A 9,044-nucleotide genomic window follows, 5' to 3' on the forward strand; every position below is an offset into this window, starting at 1 on the left:
TGGGGGCTGGGGGGGTGGGTTTTTGTGAACACGCCCCCGCGGCCGGGGGGGGGCCCCCCACGACCAGCAGTGCGGCGACCCGCCGGCGCCGCGGGGCCGGCCCGCGGCGCCGGGCGGACCTCAGTACGGCGGCCCGTACCGGGAAGGCCAGCAGCGCCAGCAGGGTGACGGCGGCGGCCGCGAGCAGGGTGGCGGTCCACCGGGGGGTCGGCAGCAGCCAGGTCGCGAGCCCGGCCGCGAGGACGGCGGCGGGCAGGACGGTCACGGCGCCCTCGCCGAGCAGCCGGCCGACGATGCCGCCCGGCGAGCCGCCGCGGGCCAGCAGCAGCCGCAGCTCCGACTCCCGCCGGTCCGCGGTGAGGGCGGCGGCCAGGCAGAACACCACGGCGGCCACGCCGGCGACGCCCGCCGGACCGATCGCGGCGAGCGGCGCGGCCGCCTGCTGCCGCGCCCGTGCCTGCTTGAACAGCTCCGGCAGCCGCGAGGTGATCCGCAGGTCGCCGCGCAGGGTGGCGTGCCGCAGACCGGAGGTGGTCGGGCCGCTCACGTACGCGGCGATCTCGGCGGCGACGTCGGGCAGCCGGTCGGCGCGCAGCCGGCCCGTGTCCACCGGGAGCCGCCAGAAGTCCTCGGCGCCCTCGCCCCACTCGCCGAGCCGGGCGAGCCCGTCGGGTCCGACGAGGGCGGCGGTCTGCCAGTACCGCAGCGGCGGGATCCCGGGGGTGTTGTTCTGGCACGCCCGGGTCAGGCAGGGGAGCCCGGTCCAGTAGACGTCGGCGTCGTCGGTGGCCCGGTACAGGCCGACGACCTCGGCGCTGATCGGGGTCGAGAAGCCGCCCGCGAAGGTCTCCAGGACGGTGCCGATCCGGACGCCCAGCGTCTGTGCGGCCTGCTGGGACAGCGCGACGGGCACGGGCCCGTCCGGGCTGCCGCCGCCGGGCCAGCGCCCGGCCACCAGCTCGGTGTGCGCGGCGGCTTCCCGCAGGTACAGCAGGTCCAGCTTGGGCGGAACGCCATCGGGGCGCGGCAGTTCGGGATTGGCGAGGTCACGTCCCTTGACCGCCTGGGTGCCGTGGACCGGCCCCGAGGGGGCGACGGCGAAGCCGACGCCGGTACGGGCGACCAGCGCGTCGCGTACGGAGTCCAGCTCGTCGACGGACTGCTTGCCGTACCGCGCCTCGGAGGTGGCGAGCAGGCTCGTCGAGGCGGGCCCCCGGTCGTGCAGGAACGAACGCAGCGCCTGATCGGCACCCCGGTCCACGGCGCGCGGCAGGGCGGCCGCCAGCAGGACGGCGACGAAGGCGAGCGCCGCGGCGAGCACGGCACTCGACGGCGCCGACCGCAGCCGGGTCCGCACCCACGGCGCCGACCGGTCCCCGGCTCCGCGGCCGTCCCCGGCCCCGCGGTCGTGCCCGGTCGCGGCCGCGGACGCGTGGTCCGGCGGGCCGTCCGGTGTCTGTGCGGGCCTGGTCACATCTCCTCCACGTGCCGCAGCCGGGCGGCCGCGTTCGAGACGTTGCGGTCGCGGCGGCCGCCGAGCACCGCCGACAGCAGCGGTACCGCGGCGACGGCGGCGGTCAGCAGCAGCGTCGTGCCGCCCGGCAGGTCGACCAGCACCTGCGGCACGGGGCGGCGCGCGGCGGGCGTCAGCACCACCAGCGGCACCACCAGATGGACGATCGCGGCGCCGAGCCCGACCCCGACGGCGCTGCCGAGTCCCACGAGCAGGCAGCTCTCGGCGGCCGCCGTCCGGGCCAGGCTCCGCCGGGACGCGCCGAGCGCCAGCAGGACCGCCGACTCACGGGCCCGTTCCCGGGCGCCCGCCGCCGCGGAGGCCGCGAAGCCGATCGCCGCCAGGACCGCGCAGGCCGCCGCGAGGGCGGCGAGCGCGCTCTGCGGGCCCGCGCTCAGCGGGTCGTCCAGCAGCCCGGCGGCGACCTCCTCGCGCAGCCGTACCTGCTGCACCCCGGCGCCGGCCCGCAGTTCGGCGGCGGCCCGGGCGGGCGCGGTGTCGGCGGCGGACTTCGCGGGCAGCCACCACTCGGTCGGCGCGGGCAGTTCCCGTACGCCGCCCGCGGCCAGCATGCGTCCCACGGCGTTCAGATCGACGGCGAGCGCGGTGTCCCCGGCGACGGGCAGCGAGCCGACGGCGGCCGTGATGCGCACCGGCACCGAAGCACCGCCCAGCGGGACGGGAACCAGGTCGCCGACGGCCGCGCCGACCCCCGCGAGATAGGTACGGGTGGCGACGCCCGGCACCTCGGCGACGGTCCGGGCGCCCGGCGGTGCCAGCGCCAACTGGATCCCGCCCACGGCCTTGCGGCCGCCCCGGTAGCGCAGCCGCACCAGCTCCGAGCCGTCCTGCCCGCCCGGCAGCAGTTCCGCGGCGGGGGAGCCGCCGGTCAGCGCGGACGCGGTCAGCGTCCAGCCGCCCGGGGCGCCCGCACCGTCCGCGGCGGCCGGGGGCGCGGCGGCCACGGGTTCGGCCCGGCCTCCCGGCGTCTCGGCGACGGCCAGCCGGCGGACGGTCAGCTCACCGCCGGCGTCGGCCGGCTCGGGCACGCCGAAGTCCGTGGAGCCGCCCTCGCCCGGGACGTACGACACCGCGAGCCCGGCGAGGGTCAGCGGGGCCGCGGCCGAACCGAGCGGCGCGCCGGTCAGCCCGCCGAGGTCCACCGAGACGGTAGTCGCACCGCCCGTGGGCAGCTGGGCCATGGGCGCCCGGTAGGTCAGCCCGAACCGGTCGCGCAGCAGCAGCCCGAGCGCGGCGTGGCCGGCGTCGCCGCCGAGGACCCGCACGTCCACGTCGAGGTCGATGCGCTGCGGCCGCCCGGGCAGGGAGATGCCGGCCGCCGGGGCGGCGGGCGGTACGGACAGCGGCGCGAACAGCTCCCGCATCCCGCGCCCGTCGCGCAGGTCGGCCCGCAGCGGCACCCGTTCGCCCACTGCGGCCGCATCCAGCGCGAGCACCTGCGCGATCCGGCCGCCCGGCAGCTCCTGCGGCGTGCGGATCACCGGGATCACCGCCCCGCCGCCGGGCAGTGCCGCGTACCGGCCGCCCTGGCCCATGGCGGGCAGGTCGCTGCCGGAGATCCGCAGCCCCCCGGCGGTGGCGAACTCGGCCTGGTCGCGCTGGGAAGCGGACCACGCCGTGTGCTGGCCGAGGGCCAGGACCCCGCTGGAGACGGCGAGTACGAGCAGCAGTACGGGCCCGGTGGCCCGCCCGGGCCGGCGGGCGAGCTGCCAGCCCACGAGCGCGGGGCCCAGCCCGCGGCCCCGCGCGGCGATCCGTCCGCCCAGCCGCGCCGCGAACGGCAGCAGCCGCAGCACCAGGAGGGTGCCCGCGCACAGGGCCAGCGTCGGCGCGGCCACCAGCACCGGATCCACCCCGAGCCGCCCGCCGGGAGCCGGCGTACCGGCGGTCAGGCCGTCCTCGCCGTGCTGGACCAACTGCTGGTAGGCGAGGGCGGCGAGGGCCAGCAGGGCCAGGTCGGCGCCCGAGCGGGCGGCCCCGGCGACCAGCGCCTGACGGCGTCCGGTGCGGCGCAGGGCGGCGGCCGCGGCGCCGCGCAGTACGGCGGGCAGCGCGGCCAGCAGCACACAGGCCAGGGCGCAGCCGGCCGCGACCGGCCACAGCAGCCAGGTCCCGGTGGCGCCCAGCGGCACCCGGGCGAGCGGCCCGAACCCGCCGAGCAGGCGCAGCAGCGGCGGGGTGAGCAGCGGAGCGAGGACGGCGGCGGGCAGGGCGAGCAGCAGGGATTCCGCCGCGCTCAGTACACCGAGGCGGCGGCGGGACGCGCCGCGGGCGGCGAGCAGGACGCGCTCGCCCTCCTGGCGGTCCGTCAGGAGATGGGCCACGAGCAGCAGGGCGGCCGCGGCCAGCACGGTGAGCTGCAGCGCGCCGATGAGCAGGGTCGACCGGGCGACGAGCTGCGCGGACGCCAGTTCGCCGAGGAGCTCCGGCAGTTCGGTCCTGGCCTGGAGGGACTTGGTGCGCTTCAGCTCCTCGACGGCCGAGGTCGCACGGTCCCGGACGGCGTCCGTGTCGGAGCCGTGGGCGTCGGAGAAGTCCGGGGTGAGGAGCGAGCCGCGGTTGTTCTGCACCAGGCCGCCCGCGGTGAAGGCGGTGTCGTCCACGAGCAGCGGGCCGTACGTGGTGAAGCTGCCGACCTGGAGTTCCCGTCCGCCGAGCGGGTCGAGCCGCCAGTACGGCGCGTCGGGATCGGCCGCCCGGTACACGCCGGTGACCAGTACGGTCTGCGGGGCGCCGCCGTACCGGTCGTCGAGCCGGACCTCGGCGGGCAGGGCCTGCGCGTCCAGCCCGAGCCGGGCCAGCGCCGCCCGCGGCACGGCCACCGGCAGCCGGCCGCCGGGCGCGCCGACCGGCTGCGGCCACTGCCCCGCGAGCAGCCGTACGTGCCGCTGGTCGAAGGCGGCGAGCAGGGTCAGGTCGGCGTCCTTGCCGGGGGCGTGCGCCCCCGGCAGCCCGAACGAGCGGCTGCGCGCCACGTTCTCGACGGCGACGGGCAGCCGGCCGAACAGCCCGCCGGTGAAGGCGCGTACGGCCGCGTCGTCCGCGGCGCGGTCGGGCGCGGCGTGCTCGCCGGTGACGAGGACGGTGGTCCGGGCCCGGTCCGGGCCCTGGAGCGCCTGACGCAGCCCCGCTTCGCCCACGTCGCGGGTGAACGCGGACAGCGCGGTCAGCACCGTCGTGGTGATCAGTACGGTCAGCAGTACGGCGGCGGCGAGCGGCACTCGCCCGCGCAGCCGGCGCACGACGAAGCCGAGCATGTGCCGTGTTCCTCCCCCATCCGGACCGCTGGTACCGGATAGCGGACAATGCTGTCAGATTCGAACGCGCCACGGAAGGGGCTTGCGCGAAGGGCGGGACGGATGAGCAGAATCGAAATGAAGCGAAGAAGACGACCGAGGTGAGCGCGGCGCGTGCGAGCGGCCGCAGCCGGTGGTCGTCGGCCGATTCCAGGGGGAGCCACACCATGACGCAGGATCAGGACGCCACGGCGGCGACGCCCATGGTCGTGGTGGACGGCCTCCACCGCAGTTTCGGCAGCGGCAAGCGCGCCGTGCACGCCCTGCGCGGAGTGTCGTTCGAGGTCGAACGCGGGGTGCTCACCGCGCTCAAGGGCCGGTCCGGCTCGGGCAAGACCACCCTGCTCAACCTGGTCGGCGGACTGGACACCCCGAGCGACGGCAGCGTCGTCCTCGACGGCACCGATCTCGCCGGGCTGGACGAGCAGGGACTGCTCGCGCTGCGCCGCGACCGGATCGGCTTCGTCTTCCAGTCCTTCGGCCTGCTCCCCGTCCTGACCGCGGTCGAGAACGTCGGCGTCCCGATGCGGATGCGGGGGATCCCGGCGAAGCAGCGCGAGGAACGCGCCCGCACCCTCCTCGCCCTGGTCGGCCTGGCCGAGCACGCCGAGCAGCGCCCCGGCGAGCTCTCCGGCGGCCAGCAGCAGCGGGTCGCCGTGGCCCGCGCCCTGGCCAACGAACCGGCCCTGATCATCGCCGACGAGCCCACCGGCCAGCTCGACTCCGAGACGGGCCACTCGATCATGCAGCTCCTGCGCGCTGTGGTCCGCAGCGAGGGGGTCACCGTCCTGGTCGCCACCCACGATCCGGCCCTGATCGAACTCGCGGACCGGGTGGTGGAGTTGCGTGACGGCCGGATCCACGCCGAGGCGCCGGACGCGCCCCCGCCCGGGGAGGACCTCGTCACCTCGTGAGGGTCCCGCCCTCACGCGGGCAGATGTCCGGTCACCGCTCGGCCGCGGCGGCCAGCGCCGCGGTCAGGGCCCCGGCGTAGGGGTGCGGGCGGCGCAGGCGCGGGGTCACCACCCCGATGTGCCGGGCGGGGCGCGGAGGTTCGATCCGTACGACCGCCAGCGATGCCTCCGGGGCCAGGGACACGTCCGGGACCAGCGAGACGCCGACTCCCGCGGCGACCAGGGTCTGGGCGAAGAAGTAGTCGGTGGTGGAGGCCGCCACCCGCAGGTCGAAGCCGGCGAGCCCCGCGTACCGGTGCAGGAAGGCCTCCGTCTTGAGGCAGCCGAGCACCCAGCGCTCCTCGGCCAGTTCGGCGAGGCCGAGCGAGGCCCGCCCGGCCAGCCGGTGCTCGCGCGGCAGGACCAGCCACAGCGGATCGTCGGCCAGCGGCGTCCAGTCGAGCCCGGCCCGCAGGGGCAGCGGCCCGTCGAAGTGGTAGGTCAGGGCGAGGTCGGCGGCCCCGTCGCGCACCATCGGCACCGCGTCCTCCGGCTCGGCCTCCCGTACGGTCAGCTCGACGTCGGGGTGCGCGGCCACGAACCGGGCCAGCGCCGGCGGCAGCAGCCGGCGGCCGCCGCTGGTGAACGTGGCGACCGTGAGCCGGGGCCGCTCCGCCGTCAGCCGGTCGATGGCGCGGCGGACCTGGTCCAGCTCGGCGGAGATCGTCTCCGCGGCCTCCACCAGCAGCCGCCCCGGCTCGGTCAGGGTGACCCCGCGGGTGCTGCGCACCGCCACCGGGTGGCCCACGCTCCGCTCCAGCGAGGCGATGTGCTGCGAGACGGCCGAAGGGGTCAGCAGCAGGGCCCGCGCCGCCCGGTTGAAGCTGCCGTGCTCGGCGACGGCCCGCAGAATGCGCAGCCGCTGCACATCGATCATCGGTCTTCCTCCGTACCCGTCCGGCGGGTGATCGGTCCTGCCCGGGACGATACAGCCGCGCGCCCGGGCCCTCACCCGTCGCCCGTGCGGCGCTCCAAAGGCGTGGCTACCGCCGAGTTGCTCACACTGAACGTGACGCTGCCGGCCCGGTAGCGGTCGTCGCTCCACTCGATGGGGCGGCCGGTGGAGGTGGCCGAGACATGCCGCTGGCGCAACAGCGGGCTCCCGCGCCGGATCTCCAGCAGCCGGGCGTCCTCGCTCCCCGCCGCGAGGGCGTCGATGAGGTGCTCGCCGTAGTGGGCGACGATCGCGGAACCGTTCGCGAGGCCGTCCATCACCGAGCGGACGTCTTCCGGCATGGCCTCGACCGCGGCCGCGACCCAGTCCGCGTACGCGGTGCGCTCCACCATGGTCGGCTCCCCGTCCAGGAGCCGCACCCGCAGCACGGCCAGGATCTCGGTGCCCGGCGCGAGCGCGAGCCGGTCCGCCTCCTCGGCCGTGGCCGGCCGGCGGGTGCGGGCCAGGAAGCGGCTGGTGACCTCCTGGCCGAGCCCCTCGGCCCACTGGGCGAAGCTGTTCAGTTCGCCGAAGCTGTGGCGGCGTTCGTGGCGCAGAACGATCCTGCGGGCGCCCTGCCGGGAACCGATCAGGCCCTCGGCGGCGAGCGTGGCCACGGCCTGCCGGACGGTTCCCCGCGAGGCGGACCAGCGTGCGGCCAGATCGCTCTCCGAGGGCAGCTGGGCGCCCACCGCGTACTCACCGGAGAGGATCGCCGTGCGCAGTGCCTCGGCGATCTCCAGATACCGGACCGTGCCCATGCCGTGCCGCCCCCTTGCCGTCGCAGTCGTCGCAGTCGTCGCAGTCGTTGCAGCCGCCACGGCCGCTCGCGTGTTCCGTCACCCTAGGTGTTGAAGATCATTGCACCGGTCTTGTCACGGCTGCTTTCGGTCATTCTCGTCTCTTCGTCGAGTCGTGCCCCGCGGTCCAGTCCCCGTTCACCGTCCGTACAGCGGAGCCGGGCGAACTGGAGCCAACTTGTTCAGACAAGTCGACCCCCGTCAGGAACCCGTCTCCGGGAGAGACCGTGCTCAGTTCCTCCGCCCGCCGTGGTGCGGCCGTACTCCTCAGCGCCGCCGTCCTCACCACGCTCAGCGCCTGTGGTGCCGCTCCGGACCAGGCCGCCGGCACCACCGCCGACGGCAAGGCCAAGACGCAGCCGGGCGCCGCCACCTCGGTCGCCGACCTCGGCGGCATGGACGCCCTCGTCGCGGCCGCCCAGAAGGAAGGCCAGCTGAACGTCATCGCGCTGCCGCCGGACTGGGCGAACTACGGCGAGATCATCAAGGCGTTCGAGGCCAAGTACAAGATCAAGGTCAGCAGCGAGAACCCGGACGCCTCCAGTTCCGACGAGATCGCCGCCGTGAAGTCCCGCAAGGGCCAGAAGCGCGCCCCCGACGTCATGGACCTCGGCATCGCCTTCGCGCGCAGCGGAGCCGACGAGAACCTCTTCGCCCCGTACAAGGTCACCGCCTGGGACAAGATCCCCGCCGGCCAGAAGGACGCCGACGGCCGCTGGTACAACGACTACGGCGGCTACGTCTCCATCGGCTGCGACGCCGCCAAGATCCCCAACTGCCCCGCCACCTTCGCGGACCTGCTGAAGCCCGAGTACAAGGGCAAGGTCGCCCTCAACGGCAACCCGACCAAGTCCGGCTCCGCCTTCGGCGGCGTCTACGCGGCCGCCCTCGCCAACAAGGGCTCCTTCGCGGACATCCAGCCCGGCATCGACTTCTTCGGACAGCTGCGCAAGAGCGGCAACTTCATCCCCGTCGAGTCCACCCCGGCCACCGTAGAGAAGGGCGAGACGCCCATCTCCATCGACTGGGACTACCTGAACGCCGGCTACGCCGAGCAGTTCAAGGACAAGGGCGTCGACTGGAAGGTCGCCGTCCCCACCGACGGCGTCTACGCCCAGTACTACTCGCAGGCCATCAACAAGGAGGCCCCGAACCCGGCCGCCGCCCGCCTGTGGATGGAGTTCCTGTACAGCCCCGAGGGCCAGAACCTGTGGCTGGGGGGCCACGCCCGCCCGGTCCTGCTCCCCGTCATGACCCAGGACGGCACCGCCGACAAGGCCGCCGCCGCCAAGCTCCCGCAGATCCAGGGCACCCCGGCCTTCCCCGCCTCCGCGGAGCTGGACAAGGCCAAGGCAACCCTCGCCGAGAAGTGGGACAAGGCCCTCTCCTGATGTCCCCCTCCACCCCCACCTCCCCACCGGAGGGGACCGGCGGCCGGCGCCCGCCCCCCCCGCCGCCCGCCCGCGCCCCCCCCCCGCCCGGTCGGCGGTGCCGGCCGGGCTGGCGGCGCTGGCCCTCGTGCTGGGC

At 76.0% G+C, this 9,044-nt stretch carries 5 protein-coding genes and 1 pseudogene; 2 read left to right on the top strand and 4 right to left on the bottom strand.

Features of this window, described 5'->3' with window-relative positions; genetic code table 11:
• Positions 1–1,474: pseudogene (locus tag ACFXA3_RS25295) on the bottom strand (hypothetical protein); the annotation flags it as partial.
• Positions 1,471–4,791, bottom strand: a complete 3,321-nt coding sequence (locus ACFXA3_RS25300) for an FtsX-like permease family protein (protein ID WP_385190456.1) — start codon at positions 4,789–4,791, stop codon at positions 1,471–1,473. The gene ACFXA3_RS25300 and the pseudogene ACFXA3_RS25295, both read right to left, overlap by 4 nt.
• A 206-nt stretch (positions 4,792–4,997) precedes the next feature.
• Here ACFXA3_RS25300 and ACFXA3_RS25305 point away from each other — a divergent pair, with 206 nt between their 5' ends.
• Positions 4,998–5,744: an ABC transporter ATP-binding protein gene (locus ACFXA3_RS25305; RefSeq protein WP_385190459.1), complete on the top strand. Its 747-nt coding sequence runs from the start codon at positions 4,998–5,000 to the stop codon at positions 5,742–5,744.
• 31 nt (positions 5,745–5,775) lie between these two features.
• Here ACFXA3_RS25305 and ACFXA3_RS25310 read toward each other — a convergent pair whose 3' ends face one another.
• Both ACFXA3_RS25310 and ACFXA3_RS25315 read right to left on the bottom strand, forming a co-directional pair.
• Positions 5,776–6,660 carry a LysR family transcriptional regulator gene (locus tag ACFXA3_RS25310; RefSeq protein WP_385190461.1) on the bottom strand — a complete coding sequence of 295 codons (885 nt, stop codon included), beginning with the start codon at positions 6,658–6,660 and terminating at the stop codon, positions 5,776–5,778.
• A gap of 71 nt (positions 6,661–6,731) precedes the next feature.
• Positions 6,732–7,478, bottom strand: coding sequence for a GntR family transcriptional regulator (locus ACFXA3_RS25315; protein ID WP_385190463.1), 747 nt, complete (start codon positions 7,476–7,478; stop codon positions 6,732–6,734).
• Positions 7,479–7,744: 266 nt separating this feature from the next.
• Between ACFXA3_RS25315 and ACFXA3_RS25320 the strand changes: the two genes are divergently transcribed.
• Positions 7,745–8,908 (top strand): ABC transporter substrate-binding protein, encoded by a 1,164-nt coding sequence (locus ACFXA3_RS25320; RefSeq protein ID WP_385190465.1) that lies wholly within the window; start codon positions 7,745–7,747, stop codon positions 8,906–8,908.
• The last annotated feature ends 136 nt before the right edge of the window (positions 8,909–9,044 follow it).

The sequence above is a fragment of the Streptomyces sp. NPDC059456 genome (assembly GCF_042750055.1).
GTDB lineage: Bacteria > Actinomycetota > Actinomycetes > Streptomycetales > Streptomycetaceae > Streptomyces.

Excerpts from the sequence above, each read along its gene's own strand:
- ACFXA3_RS25300 (WP_385190456.1), bottom strand. The coding sequence starts at position 4,791 with ATGCTCGGCTTCGTCGTGCGCCGGCTGCGCGGGCGAGTGCCGCTCGCC.
- ACFXA3_RS25305 (WP_385190459.1), top strand. The coding sequence starts at position 4,998 with ATGACGCAGGATCAGGACGCCACGGCGGCGACGCCCATGGTCGTGGTG.
- ACFXA3_RS25310 (WP_385190461.1), bottom strand. The coding sequence starts at position 6,660 with ATGATCGATGTGCAGCGGCTGCGCATTCTGCGGGCCGTCGCCGAGCAC.
- ACFXA3_RS25315 (WP_385190463.1), bottom strand. The coding sequence starts at position 7,478 with ATGGGCACGGTCCGGTATCTGGAGATCGCCGAGGCACTGCGCACGGCG.